Genomic DNA, 17,599 nt, shown 5'->3' with positions numbered 1-17,599 from the left:
CACCGCCACGGACCAGAGATCGTCTTCCCATCCAGGGACCGCATATTCGCCGGTCCCGGCGGGGGTTCGTCGCGCGCACCTGGTTCGTGACAGTTCGCGCCATTATGTCGCCCCACCGGACCACGCGACGCACCATTCCCCGCGTGTCCTGGCCCCTCTCCGAGGAACCGCCGAGAACCTCCCACGGCCCCCGGCGCGTCGGCTACGGCGCCCTGTCGTGCCGGGAATTCGGATCCGGGCCTGCGGCGCATGCCCTGACGAACGCGATGTCCTCCTTCAGCGCGTACTTGACGCCGCGCTCCAGCAGCCGGTCGGCGAACACGGTGGAGATCAGCGCGCCCATGGCCTCGGGCTTGGCCGGGTATCCCATCGGCCCGGTCGCTGTCCCGCCTCCGCCGTGCCCGGCGCCGCTCAGGCGGCCGACCTCGGCGACGCCGCCGCGCCGCTCTCGGGGGTGCGGAGTCATGCCGCCTCCAACCGCTTCCTGATCTGGCGTGCCGCCGCGGCCAGGTCGTTCGCGGGCCCGATGAGCTCGCCGGTGTGGACGTGGTAGAGCCACCACGCCCCGTGCCTGCTGTAGCGGCAACCGATCGTCAGGGCGCGCCGCGCCGGGTCCACGGGGATCACGTTGAGGACGGCGAAACCCTCGATCACGGCGAACGCGGTCACGACACCCGTCCACGGGGCACCGCGTGAAGACCGGTGACCTGGACCTCTGACCTCACCCCCCCAGAGGGTCTCGGCGACGTGCCCCGCCGAGACCCTCGCCGCCTCCGGCGGGGGAGCGTGAACCCCCAGCCTCCGATACCGGCCGGCCGGCACCCCTGCGCCGCCCGCGGCGTGAGCCGGCGTAGGGTCCGGCTCTAGAGGCGGGTGGCGGTCTGGATCAGTCCGGCGAGGGCCAGGGATCGGCTGTGCGGCGGCCAGGCGATCACGGTGGTGACGGTCGGCGCGTCCAGGATCGGTACGAAGGCCAGGTCGCGGCGGAGATGGGTCCGGGCGGTCTCCGGCAGCAGGGCCACCGCCCTGCCCAGCGAGATCAGCTGCAGGAGCTGGGCGTGGTCGTGCACCTCGGGTCCCGGACCGTCGGGGTAGCCGCCGTCGCAGTGCGGCCAGCGTGGCAGTGGAAGGTCGGCGATGTCGGCCATGCGCAGGTCCGTACGGCCTTCGAGGGGGTGGCCTTTCGGCAGCACCAGAATCTGGCCCTCGGTGCTCAGCTCCTCGATGTCCAGGCCGGTCGTCGAGTCGAACGGCCTGTGCAGCAGGCCCACGTCGGCCCGGCCGTCGCGGAGCAGCCGCTCCTGCTCTCCGATCCCGCACAGCAGGACCTCGACGGCGACCGCGTCGGGCTCGGCGGCGTAGGCGTCCAGGAGTTTCGGCAGCAGTTCACCCGACGCCCCGGCCTTGGTGACCAGCACCAGTTTCGGCTCCCCGGCGGCGGCGCGGCGGGTGCGGCGGGTGGCGGCGTCGACCGCGTCGAGGGCGGCCCGGCCCTCTCTGAGCAGGACCTTTCCGGCCTCGGTGAGTTCGACCGTACGGTTGGTGCGTTCGAGAAGCTGAACGCCCAGGCGGCGTTCCATCTGCTTGATCGCCCGCGAGAGGGGCGGCTGGGCGATCCCGAGGCGCTCGGCGGCGCGGCTGAAATGGAGTTCCTCGGCGACGGCGACGAAGTACCGCAACTCTCGCGTCTCCATGCTCTCACCGTACCCGGCATTAATACCCGTGAGGTATCGAGTGCTACTCAGGCGGTGTTGGAGTGCTTTCCGCCGTACGGCCAGGATTTCGGGCATGAGCGAACAGAAGATCACGCTGATCACCGGCGCCAACAAGGGAATCGGATACGAGATCGCCGTCGGGCTCGGTGCCCTCGGCCACACCGTCGGCGTGGGGGCCAGGTCCCCGGAGCGGCTCTCGGCGGCCGTCGAGAAACTCCGCGCCGAGGGGGTCGACGCGTTCGCGGTACCCCTCGACGTGACCTCCGACGAGAGCGTCACCGCCGCGGCCTCCCTGCTCTCCGAGCGTTTCGGACGGCTCGACGTGCTGGTCAACAACGCCGGGGTGACCGGTGGGATGCCGCAGACGCCCACGACCGTCGATCCCGCGACCATGCGAACGGTCGTGGAGACCAACGTGATCGGCGTCATCCGCGTCACCAACGCCATGCTGCCGCTGCTCAGGCGGTCCGCCGCACCGCGGATCGTGAACATGTCGAGCAGCGTCGGGTCTCTCACCCGCCAGAGTTCCCAGTCCGGCGTGGAGGCCGTAGGCCCGATCTCCGCCGCCTACGCGCCCTCCAAGACGTTTCTCAACGCCGTGACCCTCCAGTACGCCAAGGAACTGCACGACACCAACATCCTGATCAACGCCGCCTGCCCCGGCTACTGCGCAACCGACCTCAACGGCTTCCGCGGCATCCGCACCCCCCAGCAAGGCGCCGCCATAGCCGTCCAGCTGGCCACCCTGCCCGACAACGGCCCAACCGGCTCCTTCTTCGAAGACGCCGGCGTGGTGCCCTGGTAACTCGTCGACCAGGCCGCACGAAACCCGCCTCCCCGATCTGCGGCGGCCCGGGCTTCGTGCGGTGTTGGCCCGAATGCACGTTGCTCACGCGAGCCGCTGGCCGTAAGAGGTCAGGGAGTGGATCCTCCAAACCTTGCCACTAAATACTGGCGTGGATGCTCGTTCGCCTGAGGAGGCATTGTGGATCGATTCCCGCCGGACCGCCTGCTGTCGCGACGTGCCTTCGCCTTGGGCGGTGCTGCGCTGGTGGGGACCGCCGTGGCAGGGACGCTCTCCGGTCCGGTGCGCGCCGCCGCTCCGCCGCCGGGGGAGTGGGTCGACGTGCCCGTCCCGCCGCCGGCTGGACGGAGCCAGGTGTTCGGCATCGCCGCACCGGACCGGTGGCACGTCTTCGCCGGTGGTACCGAGAACGCCTTCCAGCCGGACGCGCGCGCCGTCATGCTGCACGGGACCCCGCGCGGCTGGACGCGGGCCGTGCTGCCCGAGGGGCTCGCCGTCGTCAACGACGTCCGGGCCCGGCACGCCGCGAGCGCCTGGGCCATTGTCGCGGGCCGGAACGCTCAGGAGCGCACCGACCTGCTGCACTGGAACGGACGCCACTGGACGACGGTTGCAGGTCCCGTGGGCGAGCGACTCCAGGCCATCGACCTGGACCGGACCGGCGGGCTGTGGGCGACCGGATTCAGCGGGGACGCCGCCACGGTGTCGGTCAGGCGGCACGGACAGTGGACGAACACGCTCACCCTGCCCGAGTCCTCTGGGCTCAACGCCATCGCCGCCGGAAGCGCCTCGGACGTCTGGGCCGGTGGCATAGGGGATTCGCAAACCACGACGACCCCGCTGTGGCACTTCGACGGCGCGGATTGGACGCGCATTCCGTGGGGGTCGCAATGGCCCCACTGGATCCTGCAGATCGACTACGTCGCCCCGGACGACGTCTGGTTCTACGCTCTCGAACAGAACCCGTTGTTCCCGCCGCCGACGCTGCACCACTGGGACGGCTCAGCGTTCACCGTGCACGCGATCCCCGGTCCGTCCGACCCGGTCGGCGCGGTGGAGCCGTTGTCCGCGGTCGGGTTCCTCGGCTCCATCGCCTCCGACGGGCAGGGCGGCGTCTGGCTGTCCAGCCCGCGCGACCCCGCCCACCTGCTGCATTTCGACGGCGCGTCATGGACCCGCGCCACCCCGCCCGTCACCGTGACCCCGTACTCGATGACCCGCGTCCCGCACACCACCACGATGTGGGCCGGCACTCAGATCGGCACCGTCTGGCGTCGTTCCTGACACCCCACTGCCCGGAGCCCGGGCCGTGGCCGCGAAGCGGGCGACGCCGGAGGTGGAGGCGGTCAGCCGGGCTTGACGCGGTAGTTGCCGGCCTGCAGTGTGAAGAACGGGGCGGGCGCCATGACCGGGGCGTACGGGCTATCCCCGGCCATGCACTTGGGCAGGGTGTCAACCGGGCCCGTCGAGCCCATCTGGTCGTGGCTGCGCCCAGAGTCGGCTCCGCCGTCGAAGACGGTGAAGCCGAGGTGCTTGCCCATCCAGCCGCCGAGTTCGGGCGAGGTCCTGGTGACGATGGCGGTCAGCGTCGCGGCCCGGCCGCTGGTCATCACGCAGTTCACCTCGCCTTCGGCCCAGACGGCGAGCCCTTGGGCGGCGACCCGGTGGTAGACGCGGACCGTGCCCCGGGCATCGACCGGTTGAGGGGTCTGCCCGCCTCTGGCGGAGACGGCGTGCGCGTCGAAGGTGAAGCGGACGTCATCGTCGGGCGCCGGAGCGTAGAAGATCCGCCCCGCCCCGGTCACGCTCGCCTCCCGGGTGGTGGCCGTAGCCGGTGAAGCGGACACGGCCAGGCCCGCGGTCACCGCCACCGCCCCCAGGGCCGTCAACGTGCGGAAGGTCGTCAGGGCCACGGCGGCCTCCTCGTGAGTACGACTCGGGTGTCACTCCAAGATCGCGAGCCTCTCGGTCCGCGGCCTCCCCCGTACGGGCGAACCCGCTGGCTCCCAGGGCGGAAAGCCGCGCCGCCGCAGCTGTCGCCTGCGTCCGCACGGGCGTCCGGCTCTGGAGGGTCCGGCGACGCGACGCCCCCCGGCCGTGGCGCGTGTCGCGCGTGGAGGGAGCGCGTTCGGGCGACTTCTGGGCGGTGCACCTGGTCGGGCTGATTTCCTTGATCAATGAAAACCGACGAGGACGCGATCGACTACGCCGACCTGGGCCGCGAGCTCGCGAGCATGCTCCATGGCTATCCCTACGGGAATCCCTTCGAGCTCCTCGGCCGGATCGCCGCCGAGGTGGAGAGCGACCCGGCGTCCAGGAGCGGGCGGGCGCTGACCGTCGCGCTCTGGGCGAGCCGCTGGTACGTCAAGTGGCAGGTCACCGATGCCGCGCTCGTCGACGGCCTGATCAAGGCGGCCGGACGGGCCCGGACGGTGCTGGAGGCCACGGGCTGTGCGGCGCCAGGCGAGCACGAGCATCCGCGGATCGGCGACGACCCCGAAGAGGCGGGCGACGTCGTCGTGCGCATCGGGGATCCAGAGGCGTGGTCTGCCGACGACGACCCGGCCTGGGAGCCGCCCGACGAGGACGTCGATGCCTACGCCTGCCCCGGTCTCCTCGCGGGCCTGGCCGCCGAGGCGGAGGAAGACCTCGAGAATGTGCGGGCCGAGCGCTTCGAGGCCCCGGCGACCGAGCATTTGGACGAGCGCTTCCTGACGGGGGACGGCAGGGCCGACCTCGACGCGTTGATCAGCGACATCGAGCGGCAGAAGAGCAGCGCCATCGATCCCACGGCCGAGTGGGCGGCGCTGTGGGCGGCACGCCGGCTGCTCGGCGACGCGCCTCCCGGAGAACGGGCGTCGCTGGCACTGGCGGTGAGCCACCAGGCCCAGCACTGCGTCTGGGGCTCCGCCCGCCCCGGCGTGGTCGCCCTCTACCGCGAAAGCCTCCGGACGTTCGACCTCTCGGCGCTCGACCGGCCGTGCCCGCACCCGGAGCCGCACCCCAAGATCGGGACCCGCGACGTCCCGCGCCTCGCTCGGGCGATGACCCCGGACGCCGCGCGTGCGGACGACCGCGAAGGATGTCCCCGGCGCATCGCCGGGCACGTCCAAGAGTTGATCGACTACACGGGCGGATACCTGGGCGTGGAGGAGGCCCCGGCGTAGAGGACGTCCGGGTCCACGTCGACCGCCGGTCATCAGCTTGTACGCGGTGTCCAGGGCGTCGCGGCGGAGCTGGAGGCGTACGCGGCTCTGGAAGTCGGCCCGGACCGGAGTGTTCACGCCGCCGACACTAACAAGCCGGATGTCCAGCGTTCGAACACACCGGCCGCGAAAGTCGGACATCTTGGTCGGTCATGTTCGTGGCATTGACATTCTAGCTGGATTTGTCCAAGGTGGCGGGGTGTGGTTCATCAACCTGCGGTGGTGGCGCCGTCATGCCGCGTCCACCCCCGGCGCCGCCCGGGGCGCGGGCCGGACCCGGTGGCGGCGGTTCGCCGCGATCCAGGTGCCCGCTCTGGCCGTGGCCGCCGTCATGGCCGTCGGGATGCTGACGGGTGCGCTGCCGGTGTCGGCCGCGCTGCGCGGCAAGACCGACATCAAGCTGAGCATCGCGCGGCTGTCCACCAACGCCGGCGGCTCCTTCCCGAGGTTCTTCCAGACCCGCGACGGCGACCGGCGCACCGTGGTCGCGGTGGCGCTGCGCGACACCTGGGGCGAGGGCATCTGCGCCTCGGGCAAGGTCTCCAGCCCCCTGGGGCCCCGGACGATGCGCATCACCACCGAGCCCGGTCAGCGGCTGCGGCTCAGCGAACTCCAGCTGGCCCTGGAATCCATCGACGATGTCGAGGTCGCCGGCGGCACGATCGCTCTGGGCCGCGGCGGCACCACGAAGGTCAGAGGGCTGGGTGACATCCCGGTACAGACCGGGCCGCCCGGGACCCTGCCCATCACCGCCACCGACCTCAGGCTCCGCATCCACGGACAGGTCCGCTGGGTCACCGCCAGCGGCCTGCAACTCGCCGGGATCACCATGACCATGGGACGGGAGGTCAAGGAGTGCTTCTGAAGACCGCCACCCCGCCCAGCCTCTACGGGAGCCTGCGCGTCCAGCGGCGGCGCTGGAGGGACTGGCGCCGCGGGAGGCCATTCTGGGGCGGCCTGCTGGCCACCGCCGGAGGCGCGGCCATCCTGCTGCTGCCCGCCGACCTGTACACCGTGCTGTCCCTGCCCGGAACCGCGGGGCTGGCCGGGTTCCTGCTCGGCGGCATCATCACCGCCGCCGGTCTGCTGCTGTGGTGCCGGCCCCGCCACCACGCCCTGCTCGCCGTCGTCATCACGCTCGCCGCCCTGGCCTCGTTCCTCTACACCAATTTCGGCGGCTTCCTCATCGGCATGCTTCTCGCCCTCACCGGCGGCTCCCTCGCCTTCGCCTGGACCCCGGGGCCCGAGCCCGCCGACGAGCAGGGGCCGCCCGCCCCGTGAACCCCTGGTCCCGGCGGTGGCGCCCGCCGGGACCAGGTCCCGGCGGGCTCTCACGGACGAACGGCTCTGGTGGTCGCCGAACGAAGCGCGAGTGTCCGCGTCAGGTGTTGAGGGAGGACGGGCGGCGGCGCGGCCTGCGGGACCCGGTGGGGGCGTGGTCGCGTCCGCGCTGGGAGCCGGAGGCGGCGGGACGCGGCTTCCGGGGTGCGGCGGGCGGGGCCGCGGCGGCGCGGGCCGGCGGGCGGGCGCCGGTGATGCGCGCCAGGTCGGCGTCGCCGGGGCGCACCCGGGCGGTGTTCGGGGTGATCCCGGCCTTGACCATCAGGTCGTCCATCTCGCGGCGCTGGTCGGGGAGGACGAGCGTGACCACGGTCCCCGCCTTTCCGGCGCGGGCGGTGCGGCCGCCGCGGTGGAGGTAGTCCTTGTGGTCGGCGGGCGGGTCGACGTTGACTACGAGGTCGAGCTCGTCGATGTGGATGCCGCGGGCGGCGACGTTGGTCGCGACCAGCACGGTGACGTCCTGCCGGTGGAAGCCGTCCAGCGCGCGGTTGCGCTGCGACTGCGACTTGCCGCCGTGCATCGCGGCGGCGCTGACCCCGCGGGCCGTGAGCTTGCGGACGAGGCGGTCCGCGACGTGCTTCTTGCCGACGAACATGATGACGCGGCTCTCGCGGGACGCGATGTGCACGGTCGTCTCGTGCTTGTCGTCCTCGCTGACGTGCAGCAGGTGGTGCTCCATGGCGGTGACCGCGCCGGCCGGCGGGTCGACCGAGTGGGTGACCGGGTCGCTGAGGAACCGGCGGACGAGCCGGTCGACGCCGCCGTCGAGCGTGGCGGAGAACAGCATCCGCTGCCCGTCCGGCGGGGTCTGCTCCATGAGCCGGGTGACCTGCGGCAGGAAGCCCAGGTCGGTCATCTGGTCGGCCTCGTCCAGCACCGTGATGCGCACGTCGCTGAGCCGGCAGTCGCCGCGCTCGATCAGGTCGGCGAGCCGCCCGGGGGTGGCGATGAGGACGTCCGTGCCGCGGGCGAGCGCGTTCGCCTGGCGCGTGATGCCCAGGCCGCCGACCACGGTGGTCATCCGCAGGCCCACGGCCTCCGCGTACGGCTCGAGCGCGCCGGTGACCTGCTGCGCGAGTTCCCGCGTGGGGACCAGGACCAGGGCGAGGGGACGGCGGGGCTGGGCGCGGTGACCGGCGGTGCGGGTGAGCAGCGCCAGCCCGAACGCGAGCGTCTTGCCGGACCCGGTGCGTCCCCGGCCGAGGACGTCCCGGCCCGCGAGGGCGTTCGGGAGGGCCGCGGCCTGGATCGGGAACGGGGCGGTCACGCCCTGGCCGGCCAGCGTCTTCTGGATCGGCGCCGGCATCGGCATTTCGGCGAACGACTCCACGGGAGCGGCGCCGGGCGTCGACTCTGGAGCCGGGGCCGGAGGCGCGGCCTCGGCGGTGGGACGCCGACGGTTCGCCGGACGGCGTGCGGGGCGAGGCCGGGAGCCTCGGGGGGCGCGGGGCATGGTGAAGCCTTCCTTCGGGACGGTCGTGTCGAGGAAGTGCTCCGTCATGCTGGACCGCGGGCTCGGCGGGAGCCCGGGCGGAGGATTCTCAAGAACGAACCGAAAAGCGGCCCGGCGGAGGTTCTTCCGCGGACCGCAGGAGAGATGGGCGCGGATCAGGCGCCCCGAGAAAGCGACGCGGTGCGCGGCCCTCGGGGCCGCGCACCGCCTACGCGGCGATCAGGCGGGGACGATGTTCTCCGCCTGCAGGCCCTTCTGGCCCTGCGTGACGTCGAACGACACCTTCTGGCCCTCCTGGAGCTCACGGAAGCCCTGGGCCGCGATGTTGGAGTAGTGGGCGAAGACGTCGGCGCCGCCGCCGTCCTGCTCGATGAAGCCGAAGCCCTTTTCAGCGTTGAACCACTTGACGGTGCCGGTGGCCATGATGTCTCCCTCAGGGGGTCGGTTCCCGTCCGCACACCGTGCGCGGACGGACGCCGCGATGGCCCATCCGGAAGATCCAGAAAAAACAAAAGTGCGCCTGAGGTCAGATCCAACAGGCGCACGCACATGTCTATGGGAACCGCAACTGCCCACCACGCTACCACAGGATTCGCCGGGCCGACCGGAATCCCGTGCAGGGCGCCCCCCGCGTAAGGATTTACCTGGCCGACCTTCGGGAAGCCTTCCGGTCTACCGTCCGGTACGCGCATAATGAGGAGGTGAAACGCACCGGCTCCGCCAGACGGCGACACCTGCCCACCAGCCCCTTCGCACCTCCGGCCGCCGCTCCGCCGGCCAAGGAGTTCACCCTCGACGACCAGGTCACGCACGACAAGTACGGCCTCGGTCGCGTCCTGGAGGTCGAGCCCGGGAGTGCCGTCCTGGTCGACTTCGGCAACCAGAAAGTGAAGATCCTCTCACCGTTCACCAAGCTTTTCAGGCTCTGAGAAACCGCCGCGCGCGCGGCGCGGCACAGCCCGAATCCAGGGAATCGGCGAGCGTCGCCGTCCGGCCCCCGATAGGCCCGCAGGGCCGGTCTTCACGAGCGGGCGCCGGTTTTCCGGCGGGTGAGGCCCGCCCCCGAACCGCCCTCAGGCGGACGAGGCCGGCCGGGCGGAGGGTACGGCGGTTACCTCCCCGGCGGCCCCCGGCGGCGCGCTCGGACGGGGGGCCCCGGCCACCTCGATCAGCCGGGCGGCCATATCGGAGAACAGCAGCATCTGGCGCGCGGTCGCCGGGCTGAAGGGCTCCGCGCCGACCCGCCCGAGGACGGCGAGCACTCCCCGGGTGGCCTCGCCCGTGTCGAGCGGCAGGATCAGGATGGGACCGGCCGGAAGGCCGGTGAGCGTCTGGTCGGCGGCGATCCGCGCGGACACGGCCCGCCGGGACGTGAACGCCCGGCCGAGCATCGACCGTCCCCGCCGCACGGTCAGCCCGCGTACCCGGTCGCCGCCGGGGCCGTCGGCCACCTCGATCCGCAGCGTGTTGCCGTCCTCACCGGGCAGGGCGATGAACGCCAGCGGGACGTGCGCGAGCTCACGGGCGCGCGCCGCCACGAGGGCGAGCATGCCGGCCGGACCGGTCCCCTCCAGGACCACCGCGTTCATCAGGTCGAACGTGGCGGCGAGCCGCCGCCGGTCCGCCTCGCTCGGCGCGGTCCCGGCGGCGCCCCAGCCGGTCGTGTCCTCGGCCGTCATGTCGCCATCCCGTCCTCGCTCTCCGCCCGGGCCGGTCAGGCCGCGGCCGATCGGGGGCCCGCCCCGGAGACGCGCGCGGCGTCGACGGAGGGGTGGACGGCGAACACCCGGGACAGCCCGCTGACGCGCAGGAGCCTGACCATGTGCGGGCGCGGGCCGGCGAGGACGATCGCCGTGCCCGCCGGCTCCGCGCTGCGGCGGGCTCCGGTGAGCAGGGCCAGCCCGGACGCGTCGCAGAACGTCACCCCGGACAGGTCGATGACCACGTGGGCGCCGGCGTCCCGCAGGGCGACGTCCAGACGGCCGCGCAGGGCCGGCACGGAGGAGATGTCGAGATCGCCGGTGATGGCGATGACGGTGTGCTCCGCGAACTGCTCGCGGTGCAGCCCGGCCTCGGGGGAGGCGGTGTCTGCGGTCTGCATGCTGGGGCTCCGATCAGGAGTGTGCGTGGCGCGCATGCCATGGACGGGCCGGCGGCGGCGGGAGCCGGACGGGCTCGGCCGGGGCCGCGGCGGGCGCGTGACCGTGGCGGGCTCGGGGGCCTCGGCGGGCTCGGCGCTGAGAACGGGCGTCCGTGTTCGGGTCGGACGATGGAACGGCGTCATGGGCGCCGACCTGTCTGGCCTCGAAGGAGACCGAGTAGCGGGGAGACAGGGGGACGCCGGCTTGGCCGCCCGCATCGAGAACCCCTCGTCCACCAGGAGTCTACGCCTTTCCGTGAAGACGTGCGCCGTGGAGCGTACGGGCCTCCGATCCGGGCAGTGAACGCTCATGAGCGAAGTGTGGATCTCGGCGGCCGACGGCAGCGACATGATCCGTGCCGACGCCATCGTGATACTCCGGATGGACAGGACGGGCCGGCTGACCGTGCAGCTCCGCGACGAGGCGAAGGTCAACGTGACGCTGCTGGAGGGCTCCTCGGGCGGCGGCCGCCCGCCCGCCGACTTCCACCGCCGGCTGGTCCGGCTGATCGCCGAGCTCGCGGACTCCAGCGGCGCGCGCCTGGTCCGCGCCCGGCACGAGAACGGCGTCTGGAGCTGGACGAGCGAAGACCTCTAGGCCCCTCACCGGCGACGGCCGCACCTCGCTCTGCGTCTCCGGGGGCCGCCTGGGGCCGAGGCCGCTCTCGCCTGATCTCCGCCCCTCCGCTAGCCGAAGCCGTCTCCATGGGCGACAGGAACCGGCAAGTTGTGATCTACGAAACTCTGTAGTGGCCGATGTAGATTTTCGAACCGACGTGGGGTAGTGTTCCTGTCATCGAAGAGAGACGGGTCCATGAGAACCGGCAGAGGACGAACTGCCGGAAGGTGTGGATGACGCCGACCGGACGTGCCGGGGCCGACGCAGTGGAAGGGGCCCTGGCAGCCGGTCGGGCCGGTGGCCGCAGAGCCGCCGGAAGCAGAAGAACACGGAAAACACGCAGTACACGCAGTACAGGTAGTACACGCAGTACAGGTAGTGATGTCGAGGAAGGGAGGTTTCGGCGCCATCAGGATCGCCCGCAGCAGGCTCCAGTCACGCCGCGCGGGTACCGGAGTTCCACAGATTGGACGGTGGTCTACGGTCACGCATTCGCGATCCCCGCGTCCCGACGGGCATGTGGTCGGCCGACGCGGAAGACCGGCTCACTAGCGCCGGTGGATGGTGTTGTACCTCTGGGCCCCGGCGCCGCAGTCTGGCGCCGGGGCCCCTGTCGCGTCGCCGCCTGCCGATCCCACGGCAGTACGGAAGGTTCTGTGAAAGCACCCCAGCCGGCCCGGACCGGCGACCAGCCAGACCCGCTCGGACCGCAGGCGTCCACGCCGTTAGAGTCCGGCGGGCTCGAAGACAAGTTCGACGACGAGGACTACCCGGCCTACAGCATGGGCCGCGCCGCCGAGATGCTGGGCGTCACCCCGGCGTTCCTCCGCAGCCTGGACACCGCCCGGCTGATCGTCCCGCAGCGCTCGTCCGGCGGCCACCGCCGCTACTCCCGCTACCAGCTGCGCCTCGCACAGCGCGCCCGCGACCTGGTCGACCAGGGCACCCCGCTGGAGGCGGCCTGCCGCATCATCATCCTGGAAGACCAGCTGGCCGAGGCCCAGCGCATCAACGCCCGCCTGCGCCGGGAACGCGCCGCCCAACCCCCGCCCCAGGACCAGGCGTAGCAACCGCACCCTCGGGCCCCCGCGCGGTATGGCGCGGACGGGCCCGAGGACGGCGGCGTCCCGGCATCAGCCGGGCCGGAACGCGAACAGCTCTCCCGTGATGGTCGGTACCAGGACGGTCCCGTCGGGGGCGACGGTCGTGCCGACGGAGAAGAGGGTCGCCCCGGGCAGCCGCTCCCGGTCGAGTTCGGCGCCGGTCGCGGTGTCGACCACGACGAGGTCGTTGCCGAGTGCCGCCGACACCGTCGCGTAGGCGACCCCTCCCGCGGCCTGGACGGGGATGCCGCGGTTCACCACGCCCTCCTTCGTCCAGACCCGCTCGGCCCGGTCTCCGGCGTCCCTGATCGCCATCAGGGCGCCGTCCCCGCCGCCCGCCGGCATGATGAGGCCGGCGGGGGACAGCGACGAGCTGCCGCCGGCCGCGTAGCCGGTGTCATGGCTCCAGATCGTGGCGCCGGTCGCGGTGTCCAGTGCGTGGATTCCGCCCTCGTTGTCGCCGACGTAAAGGCGCGCTCCGTCCGCGGACAGGTCCGGGCTCGTCGCGCTCCCGCCGGGCAGCGACTCGTTCCTCCACAACGGCCGGATCGACGGGTCGGCTCCCTCGGTCAGCCGCATCGCCCGTATGTCGGCGGCCGGGGCGCCCTTGTCCCAGAAGGTGAAGAAGATGCGTCCGGTGGCGAGATCGACCGCGAGCGTGTTGGAGGACGGGCATTCCGCCGTGCCCCGCATGCAGGCCCGTGTGTCGTCGGTGTCGGGCGCGCCTGGGATGAGCTCCACGGGCGGAAGGACGGGCTCGCCGGTTTCCCGGTCCAGTACGTAGACGCGTCCGATGTGGGTGATGAAGATGAGGTTGCCCGCGGGGGTGAACTGCGCGGAGAGCGGCGTTCCGACGATGGGCGTCTCCCAGCGGAGGTTCCCGTCGGCGTCGAAGGAGTGCATCGCCTCGCCGTCGGCCAGGTAGATCCGCCCGTCCCGGTCGAGGAGAGCGGACGACGCGATGGCCTCGCGATCGACCTCCCCGGAGCACCAGGCCGTCTTTCCGGTCGCCGTGTCGAGCGCGTGCAGGTGGCATCCCGTGCCGTTCGTCGTCACGTAGACCCGGCCGGCGGCATCGTTCGTCGCGCCCAGGTAGATGCTGCCCGAGAAGCCGCGCTGCCACGCCGGGGTCAGCTTGCGCGCGCCGACCACCGGCGAGTAGTCGGTGTTCCCCGCGTCCGCGTGGGCGGTGGACCAGCCCGCCCCGTAAACCGAGGCGGGCCGGTCCATCCGGCGAGGCGGAGCAGGCGGCGATGACGCGGCCACCGAGGCGAGCAGCAGGACCGCCAGAGCCGCCCCGCCGACATGCTTGGCCGGCATGTCAGCAGCCCTTGGCGCCGCTGCCGGCCGGGCAGGCGGGCTTGGAGGTGAACACCGCGAGCGGCCGGACCGGGACGCCGTCGCTCCACGTCCCGAGCGAGGTCTGGCGCGCCGTGCCGCCCAGCGCGTAGTCGCAGTCGGTGCCGGACAGCCCGCAGTCGCGCAGGGCGTCACCCAGCTTCCAGAGGCCGTTCCAGTCGAGCGCGTCGAGGACGGACGCGCTGTTGTTGCTGCTCGGCACCCGGTGGTCGGCGGTGAGCGCCGGGGACCCGTGCGCGTCGCTGAACATCCACAGGTAGTTGCGGTTGCTCGCCGGCACGTGCCCGGTCAGGTCCCAGATCGCGTCGCAGCCGGTGCGGCCGACCGTCGTGTCCTCGTCCGCGACCACACAGCCGATCCTGGTCGTGGACGGGATGCCCGCCAGGGACGCGTCGATGGACCTGTCGTAGGGCATGGCGAACAGGACCGCGCTCGGGCGGGGGAGCGCCTCCGCCGACCAGCGGGCGGCGATGTTGGCGGCGGTCGGCCCGCCGTAGGAGTGGGCGACGAGCGTCATGCCCCCGGAGGTGTCGGGCTTGACGGGCGCGTCGGCGGGGAACCTGGCCAGCGCGTCCTTGATGGAGTGGACGGCGTTGGCCGCGAACTCCTTCGGCGGGGTCAGCGCGCTCGTCTGGAAGCGCGGGAAGACGACCACGTTGCCCTTGCGGGTGAGGTGGTCGATCCAGTCCTGGTAGTACTTCGGGTCGTCGGCGGTCCATCCGTGCAGGAAGACGACCAGCGGTGCGGCCGAGGGCGCGGTTCCGCCGCCCTGCCAGCCCGAGGGTTCGAAGACCCAGTAGTCCTTGGTGTGGTCGGTGAAGGTGACGCTGCGGACGGTGGCGGCCGACCACCGGTAGTCCGCGCCCCCCGGGCCGGACGCGGGCTGCGGGGGCGGTGTGGGCGCCGCCGCGAGCGCGCCGGAAGCCGGCCCGACGAGCATGGCGACCGCGGTGATCAGGACGAGGATCGACCCTCTGATCGCCGCCGTCTTCGGGTTGGTTCCTCGTAGCGGATTCTCCATCTGACTGCCTCCTCGGGGGTGGGCCCGCCTGGAGGCCGGCGCCTTCCAGGCAGGACGAGACGGGCTCGGGGCGCGCCGTGCGGCGTGCGAGCGCTCGGAGGGGAATCGGGCGTGGGATGCCGGAGTGGGCGTGGTCGCAGTGGGCTGGGTCAGAGTGCGGGGGCGCGGCCCCGGTCGCGTTCGAAGGTCAGCCGCGCCGTGATCGTCAGCAGGCCCCCCAGCAGCAGCGGGACGGCCAGCCCGTACATGGCCGATACCATGGAGCCGGTCGCGTCCGAGACCACCCCGACCACGAGCGGTCCGAAGGCGACGCCGAACGCGCCGAACACGTGCACGACGGCGAAGCCGAGACCGCGCGAGGTCGCGGCCAGCACGTCGGCGATGGACGCGGTGAGGTTGGGGATCGCCATCGCCATGGCCGCCTTCGACAGCAGGAGCAGCGCCGCGAGCGCCCAGACCGAGGGCATCGAGATCGCCGCGACGAGGAAGGCGCCCCCGACCACGATCCCGGTGCCTCCGGCCAGCAGCCGGCCGCCGCCGCGCCGGTCGTTCCAGCGGCGGCCGAGCCAGGTTCCGGCCATCACGCCCGCCACGACTCCGACCACGGTCACCGCGCCGCTCACCGAAGCCGCGAGGCCCTCGGCCACGCCGTGGTCGCGGTGGATCAGGCTGGGCGTCCAGTAGGAGATGCCGGAGAGACCGAACGCCAGGGCCGCCAGGGCGGCCGAGAGCAGCGCGATCGTCGGGGTCCCCAGCACCTGCCGGAGCTGCCGGCGGAAGCGCGGGTGCTCGCGCCGTCCGGTGGGGGCGGCGTCCGAACCGGCCTCCGGGGCAGGGGGCCGATCGTCCTCGCCTGCGATCCCGTCGAGCGGGTCCGGCGCGGTGCCGGCCGCCCCGTCGAGCGGGCGCGGGACGGTGCCGGCCGTCCGGTCGAGCAGGCCGCGCGGCGGTTCCGTCAAACGCGCGCACAGCGCCGCGACGACCAGGCCGGGAATGGCGGCGATGACGAAGGCGGCGCGCCAGCCGAAATGCTGGGCCAGCACCCCGCCCACCACCACGCCGACGCCTGCGAGATAGGGCGTCAGGCCTCTCCAGCCATAGACCTTCGCCCGGCTCCGGGGAGGATAGAAATCGGCCAGGAGGCTACCGGAGAGAGGGCCGTAGAAGCCTTCCGAACTCGCCAGCAGCAACCGGATCAGAAAGAACATCCCGAACCCGGTCGCGAGGCTGGAGGCGAGCGTGGCGACCGCCCAGCACAGCACGATGACGGTGAGGATGCGGGTGCGGCGGTACCGGTCGGTGAGGTATCCGGCCAGCGGCGTCAGGGTGATCGCGGCCAGCGCCCCGCCCAGCGGCAGCAGCCCGGCGGTGGTGTCGCTGAGGCCCCACTCGTCCTGGATGAAAGGGAGCACGCCGGGGAGCAATTGATGCTCGAAACGGTCGATGAACCCGGCCGTCGCGATGACCGCCAGGGGTTTCCACCCGTAGGGCGCGCGGCCGTCCGGCGGACGGGTGGAACGCCGATTCGGCACCGGGCTCCCCGCTCGGCGGATGTCGAAGTAGTCCTTGATCATTTGCCTTTCCCATACTCCGCGGGCATGGCGATCAGGCACCCTCCGCCCCCGCCTTCGAGCCGGGCCGGTCCGCGCTCGGCAGCCGTTTCGGTGAGGTCCTTGCGATGAATAGTGGCGCATTTGCACTGGGAGTGCAATAGTCGGTTCCATGTCGAGATGCGAGCTCATGACCACGGGTCGGGCCGCGCGCCCCGGACGGGGGGCGGCGGGATGAGGCCGCCCCGCGCCCTCGGCCCGGCGGCCGTCGCGTCCGGAGCGTTCCTGCTGACCCTCGCGCCGCTCCTGCGCCTCCAGGTGGCGCCGCGGATCATCGTCGCGCCCGCGGACGTCTACCAGCGGACGACGCTGCACGCCGAGGACGCCACGTACCTGGACGGCAGGAGCGGCACCGTCAGGCGCGGCGCCCGGATCACGGCCGTCAACACGCTCCGCGGCGACGTGCGCGCGAGCGACGGGAGGACCGCCGTCTGGGACTCCTTCACCTGGATCGGGGACGCCGACACCGGGACCGAGATCGACGTCCAGTCGCAGCGGGTGGCCTTCGACCGCCGGACGGCGCGGCTGGTCAACGCGCGCGGCGCCGCGGTGGACGGCGACACGCGCGTCCGGCAGTCGGGGATCGGGCCCTTCTGGCCGATCGGCGTGCGGAAGCGGACCTACCACGTCTTCGACACCAAGACCCGGACGCGCCGGGCGATGGTCTTCGCCGGCGTCGAGCGCGTCCAGGGCGTCAGGGTCTACAAGTTCGTCCAGCGCACCGAACCGACGGTGGTCGGCCCGTCCCCCACGCGGGTCCCGGCGTCGCTGCTCGACCTGGACAAGCCCCGCTCCGGATTCCCCGGCTATGACGCCGAACGCGGCGACGTCGCGGTGGACAAGGTCTACGAGGGGACGGTCACGGCCTGGGTCGACCCGCGTACCGGAACCCGCATCGACCAGCGGCAGGAGAGCCGGACGCTGCTCCGCACCAAGGACGGGGTCGATCGGCTGGTCGTCGCCGACCTCGTCCTGAGGCTGTCCGACGCCGACCGGCGGGACCGGGCGATCCGGGCGGACCGGACGGCCCGCACGATCGTGCTGCTCCGGGTCGTGCTGCCGCTCGCCTCGGCCGGCCTCGGCGCGGCGCTCCTGGCGGCGGCCTACTTCATGGCCCGAGCCGCGCGGCGCCCCCGCCCGGACGCCGCACCTCCGCTCCCGCGCGAGCCCGCACCCGAGCCCGAGAAGCACGCATGACGACGCGCACCGCACCGTTGCCCGCACGAA

General features: G+C 72.6%; 20 protein-coding genes. 9 read left to right on the top strand and 11 right to left on the bottom strand.

The features are described from left to right. Nucleotides 1–202 precede the first annotated feature (202 nt). From AB0C21_RS06525 to AB0C21_RS06515, 3 genes are all read right to left on the bottom strand, one after another. Entirely contained in the window at nt 203–466 is a 264-nt protein-coding gene (locus AB0C21_RS06525; protein ID WP_500203029.1) for a hypothetical protein, read from the bottom strand. Then, nucleotides 463–669: a hypothetical protein gene (locus AB0C21_RS06520; RefSeq protein WP_500203028.1), complete on the bottom strand. Its 207-nt coding sequence runs from the start codon at nt 667–669 to the stop codon at nt 463–465. The genes AB0C21_RS06525 and AB0C21_RS06520 overlap by 4 nt, the downstream gene beginning before the upstream one ends. A gap of 194 nt (nt 670–863) precedes the next feature. Beyond that, entirely contained in the window at nt 864–1,694 is an 831-nt protein-coding gene (locus AB0C21_RS06515) for a LysR family transcriptional regulator (protein WP_500203027.1), read from the bottom strand. A 94-nt stretch (nt 1,695–1,788) separates the two neighbouring features. Here AB0C21_RS06515 and AB0C21_RS06510 point away from each other — a divergent pair, with 94 nt between their 5' ends. Together AB0C21_RS06510 and AB0C21_RS06505 are read left to right on the top strand one after the other, a co-directional pair. After that, nucleotides 1,789–2,520, top strand: a complete 732-nt coding sequence (locus tag AB0C21_RS06510) for an SDR family oxidoreductase (protein ID WP_500203026.1) — start codon at nt 1,789–1,791, stop codon at nt 2,518–2,520. A 180-nt stretch (nt 2,521–2,700) separates the two neighbouring features. Then, a complete protein-coding gene (locus AB0C21_RS06505; RefSeq protein ID WP_500203025.1) occupies nt 2,701–3,804 on the top strand; it encodes a beta propeller repeat protein in 1,104 nt (367 codons plus the stop codon). Between the two features lie 62 nt (nt 3,805–3,866). On the opposite strand, the gene AB0C21_RS06500 is transcribed toward AB0C21_RS06505, so the two are convergent. After that, on the bottom strand, nt 3,867–4,433 hold the full coding sequence (locus AB0C21_RS06500) for a hypothetical protein (protein ID WP_500203024.1): 567 nt from the start codon (nt 4,431–4,433) through the stop codon (nt 3,867–3,869). 264 nt (nt 4,434–4,697) lie between these two features. Here AB0C21_RS06500 and AB0C21_RS06495 point away from each other — a divergent pair, with 264 nt between their 5' ends. The 3 genes from AB0C21_RS06495 (at nt 4,698) to AB0C21_RS06485 (ending at nt 7,007) form a co-directional block, all read left to right on the top strand. After that, the gene (locus tag AB0C21_RS06495) at nt 4,698–5,687 is read left to right on the top strand and encodes a hypothetical protein (RefSeq protein ID WP_500203023.1); all 990 of its coding nucleotides are present in this window, start codon (nt 4,698–4,700) and stop codon (nt 5,685–5,687) included. A 238-nt stretch (nt 5,688–5,925) separates the two neighbouring features. Beyond that, nucleotides 5,926–6,591, top strand: coding sequence for a DUF6230 family protein (locus AB0C21_RS06490; RefSeq protein WP_500203022.1), 666 nt, complete (start codon nt 5,926–5,928; stop codon nt 6,589–6,591). Beyond that, complete coding sequence (locus AB0C21_RS06485; RefSeq protein ID WP_500203021.1) at nt 6,582–7,007, top strand: DUF6114 domain-containing protein; 426 nt, start codon at nt 6,582–6,584, stop codon at nt 7,005–7,007. The genes AB0C21_RS06490 and AB0C21_RS06485 overlap by 10 nt, the downstream gene beginning before the upstream one ends. 100 nt (nt 7,008–7,107) lie before the next feature. Here AB0C21_RS06485 and AB0C21_RS06480 read toward each other — a convergent pair whose 3' ends face one another. Together AB0C21_RS06480 and AB0C21_RS06475 are read right to left on the bottom strand one after the other, a co-directional pair. After that, complete coding sequence (locus tag AB0C21_RS06480) at nt 7,108–8,568, bottom strand: DEAD/DEAH box helicase (RefSeq protein ID WP_500203020.1); 1,461 nt, start codon at nt 8,566–8,568, stop codon at nt 7,108–7,110. 171 nt (nt 8,569–8,739) lie between these two features. Continuing rightward, nucleotides 8,740–8,943 carry a cold-shock protein gene (locus AB0C21_RS06475; protein WP_067460243.1) on the bottom strand — a complete coding sequence of 68 codons (204 nt, stop codon included), beginning with the start codon at nt 8,941–8,943 and terminating at the stop codon, nt 8,740–8,742. A 278-nt stretch (nt 8,944–9,221) separates the two neighbouring features. On the opposite strand from AB0C21_RS06475, the gene AB0C21_RS06470 reads away from it, so the two are divergent. Continuing rightward, nucleotides 9,222–9,449, top strand: a complete 228-nt coding sequence (locus AB0C21_RS06470; protein ID WP_500203019.1) for a hypothetical protein — start codon at nt 9,222–9,224, stop codon at nt 9,447–9,449. Nucleotides 9,450–9,593: 144 nt separating this feature from the next. On the opposite strand, the gene AB0C21_RS06465 is transcribed toward AB0C21_RS06470, so the two are convergent. After that, the gene (locus AB0C21_RS06465; protein ID WP_500203018.1) at nt 9,594–10,199 is read right to left on the bottom strand and encodes a GAF domain-containing protein; all 606 of its coding nucleotides are present in this window, start codon (nt 10,197–10,199) and stop codon (nt 9,594–9,596) included. A gap of 35 nt (nt 10,200–10,234) precedes the next feature. Continuing rightward, complete coding sequence (locus AB0C21_RS06460; protein WP_500203017.1) at nt 10,235–10,621, bottom strand: STAS domain-containing protein; 387 nt, start codon at nt 10,619–10,621, stop codon at nt 10,235–10,237. A 349-nt stretch (nt 10,622–10,970) separates the two neighbouring features. Here AB0C21_RS06460 and AB0C21_RS06455 point away from each other — a divergent pair, with 349 nt between their 5' ends. Together AB0C21_RS06455 and AB0C21_RS06450 are read left to right on the top strand one after the other, a co-directional pair. After that, the gene (locus AB0C21_RS06455) at nt 10,971–11,258 is read left to right on the top strand and encodes a hypothetical protein (RefSeq protein ID WP_500203016.1); all 288 of its coding nucleotides are present in this window, start codon (nt 10,971–10,973) and stop codon (nt 11,256–11,258) included. 803 nt (nt 11,259–12,061) lie between these two features. Next, nucleotides 12,062–12,346 (top strand): MerR family transcriptional regulator, encoded by a 285-nt coding sequence (locus AB0C21_RS06450; protein ID WP_149260171.1) that lies wholly within the window; start codon nt 12,062–12,064, stop codon nt 12,344–12,346. Nucleotides 12,347–12,412: 66 nt separating this feature from the next. On the opposite strand, the gene AB0C21_RS06445 is transcribed toward AB0C21_RS06450, so the two are convergent. From AB0C21_RS06445 to AB0C21_RS06435, 3 genes are all read right to left on the bottom strand, one after another. Then, nucleotides 12,413–13,702 (bottom strand): outer membrane protein assembly factor BamB family protein, encoded by a 1,290-nt coding sequence (locus tag AB0C21_RS06445; RefSeq protein WP_500203015.1) that lies wholly within the window; start codon nt 13,700–13,702, stop codon nt 12,413–12,415. A gap of 1 nt (nt 13,703) precedes the next feature. Further along, nucleotides 13,704–14,762: a hypothetical protein gene (locus AB0C21_RS06440; protein WP_500203014.1), complete on the bottom strand. Its 1,059-nt coding sequence runs from the start codon at nt 14,760–14,762 to the stop codon at nt 13,704–13,706. A 149-nt stretch (nt 14,763–14,911) separates the two neighbouring features. Then, entirely contained in the window at nt 14,912–16,336 is a 1,425-nt protein-coding gene (locus tag AB0C21_RS06435; protein WP_500203013.1) for an MFS transporter, read from the bottom strand. Nucleotides 16,337–16,492: 156 nt separating this feature from the next. Between AB0C21_RS06435 and pgfA the strand changes: the two genes are divergently transcribed. Beyond that, nucleotides 16,493–17,569, top strand: a complete 1,077-nt coding sequence (pgfA, locus tag AB0C21_RS06430) for a cell envelope lipid trafficking protein PgfA (protein WP_500203012.1) — start codon at nt 16,493–16,495, stop codon at nt 17,567–17,569. Nucleotides 17,570–17,599: the final 30 nt, after the last annotated feature.

The sequence above is a fragment of the Spirillospora sp. NPDC049024 genome (assembly GCF_040649235.1).
Taxonomy (GTDB): domain Bacteria; phylum Actinomycetota; class Actinomycetes; order Streptosporangiales; family Streptosporangiaceae; genus Spirillospora.
This window is presented reverse-complemented; position numbering and strand designations above follow the sequence as displayed.

Coding starts and splice junctions, on each gene's coding strand:
- AB0C21_RS06525 (WP_500203029.1), bottom strand. CDS start 466: ATGACTCCGCACCCCCGAGAGCGGCGCGGCGGCGTCGCCGAGGTCGGC.
- AB0C21_RS06515 (WP_500203027.1), bottom strand. CDS start 1,694: ATGGAGACGCGAGAGTTGCGGTACTTCGTCGCCGTCGCCGAGGAACTC.
- AB0C21_RS06510 (WP_500203026.1), top strand. CDS start 1,789: ATGAGCGAACAGAAGATCACGCTGATCACCGGCGCCAACAAGGGAATC.
- AB0C21_RS06495 (WP_500203023.1), top strand. CDS start 4,698: ATGAAAACCGACGAGGACGCGATCGACTACGCCGACCTGGGCCGCGAG.
- AB0C21_RS06480 (WP_500203020.1), bottom strand. CDS start 8,568: ATGACGGAGCACTTCCTCGACACGACCGTCCCGAAGGAAGGCTTCACC.
- AB0C21_RS06475 (WP_067460243.1), bottom strand. CDS start 8,943: ATGGCCACCGGCACCGTCAAGTGGTTCAACGCTGAAAAGGGCTTCGGC.
- AB0C21_RS06465 (WP_500203018.1), bottom strand. CDS start 10,199: ATGACGGCCGAGGACACGACCGGCTGGGGCGCCGCCGGGACCGCGCCG.
- AB0C21_RS06460 (WP_500203017.1), bottom strand. CDS start 10,621: ATGCAGACCGCAGACACCGCCTCCCCCGAGGCCGGGCTGCACCGCGAG.
- AB0C21_RS06455 (WP_500203016.1), top strand. CDS start 10,971: ATGAGCGAAGTGTGGATCTCGGCGGCCGACGGCAGCGACATGATCCGT.
- AB0C21_RS06450 (WP_149260171.1), top strand. CDS start 12,062: ATGGGCCGCGCCGCCGAGATGCTGGGCGTCACCCCGGCGTTCCTCCGC.
- AB0C21_RS06445 (WP_500203015.1), bottom strand. CDS start 13,702: ATGCCGGCCAAGCATGTCGGCGGGGCGGCTCTGGCGGTCCTGCTGCTC.
- AB0C21_RS06440 (WP_500203014.1), bottom strand. CDS start 14,762: ATGGAGAATCCGCTACGAGGAACCAACCCGAAGACGGCGGCGATCAGA.
- AB0C21_RS06435 (WP_500203013.1), bottom strand. CDS start 16,336: ATGATCAAGGACTACTTCGACATCCGCCGAGCGGGGAGCCCGGTGCCG.
- pgfA (WP_500203012.1), top strand. CDS start 16,493: ATGCGAGCTCATGACCACGGGTCGGGCCGCGCGCCCCGGACGGGGGGC.